This is a genomic window from Variovorax sp. 01N425 (assembly GCF_056399465.1).
In genome coordinates this window covers 1-1,297 of sequence record NZ_JBFTRJ010000051.1, presented here as the reverse complement: position 1 = coordinate 1,297, position 1,297 = coordinate 1, and the positions used below count along the sequence as shown (strand labels likewise).

Here is a 1,297-nt window from a genome sequence, read left to right as displayed (position 1 = left end):
ATCTGCTCCGCGCTCAAGGTGATCACGTCCGACACGCTGTCCACCACCATGCCCACCACGCGCCCTGCAATGTTCAGCACGATCACCACCGTGAACTGGTCGTAGCTGGGCGTGCCCAGCCTGAACTTGATGCGCATGTCGATGATCGGAACGATGATCCCGCGCAGGTTCACCACGCCCTTGATGTACTCCGGCGCGTTCGCGATGCGCGTCACCGCGTCGTAGCCGCGCAGCTCCTGCACCTTCTGGATGTCGATGCCGTATTCCTCCTGGCCCAGCGTGAAGGAAAGAAATTCCAGGGGACGGCCGGCCCGCAACGGGGCGATGCTGCGGCTGTCGGTGGTTTGTTGGGATGTTGTTGTGCTCATCGGATATCTGTCGCTGTTGGCTAGAACTCGGGCCACCCGCCACCGGCCGCGCCGGCCATGGCCAGCTGCGGGGACGCGGGGGCTTCGTGGGTCTTCTTGCCCGGCGCGAGGCGCCGGGACTTCTCGGAAGCCGGGGGCGTGGCAGCGGCGCTGCCGGCTTCGAGCCTGAACACGCTGACCGACGCCACCAGGCTCGCAGCCTGCTCCTGCATCGACTGCGCCGCAGCCGCCGCCTCTTCGACCAGCGCCGCGTTCTGCTGCGTCACCTGGTCCATCTGCGCAATCGCCTGGTTCACCTGCTCGATGCCGGTGCTCTGCTCCTGGCTGGCCGCCGTGATCTCGCCCATGATGTCGGTCACGCGCTTGACGCTGTCGACGATCTCGTCCATCGTGCGGCCCGCCTCGGCCACCTGGCGGCTGCCGGCCTCGACCTTGTCGACCGAGTCGTCGATCAGGCCCTTGATTTCCTTGGCGGCTGCGCCCGAGCGCTGGGCGAGGTTGCGCACTTCGGAGGCGACGACTGCGAAGCCTCTTCCCTGCTCGCCGGCTCTTGCGGCTTCGACAGCAGCATTGAGCGCAAGGATGTTGGTCTGGAACGCGATGCCGTCGATCACGCCGATGATGTCGACGATCTTCTTGGACGAGCTGTTGATCGAGCCCATGGTGTCCACCACCTGACTCACCACGCCGCCGCCACGCACCGCCACTTCAGAGGCGGAGACCGCCAGCTGGTTGGCCTGGCGTGCGTTGTCCGCGTTCTGCTTGACGGTGCTCGTGAGTTCTTCCATCGAGGCCGCCGTCTGCTCGAGCGAACTGGCCTGCTCCTCGGTGCGCGAAGACAGGTCCTGGTTGCCCGCCGCAATCTGTCCCGAAGCCGTCGCGATCGCATCGGTGCCGTGGCGCACTTCGCCCACCACCTTGGCCAGGCT

The 1,297-nt window shown here is 66.2% G+C and carries 2 protein-coding genes; both read right to left on the bottom strand.

Going from position 1 to position 1,297, the window contains the following annotated elements:
• On the bottom strand, window positions 1–368 hold a 368-nt coding region (locus AC1DSC_RS32620; protein ID WP_478132094.1), incomplete at its 3' end, for a chemotaxis protein CheW.
• 20 nt (window positions 369–388) lie between these two features.
• On the bottom strand, window positions 389–1,297 hold a 909-nt coding region (locus AC1DSC_RS32615; protein ID WP_478132093.1), incomplete at its 5' end, for a methyl-accepting chemotaxis protein.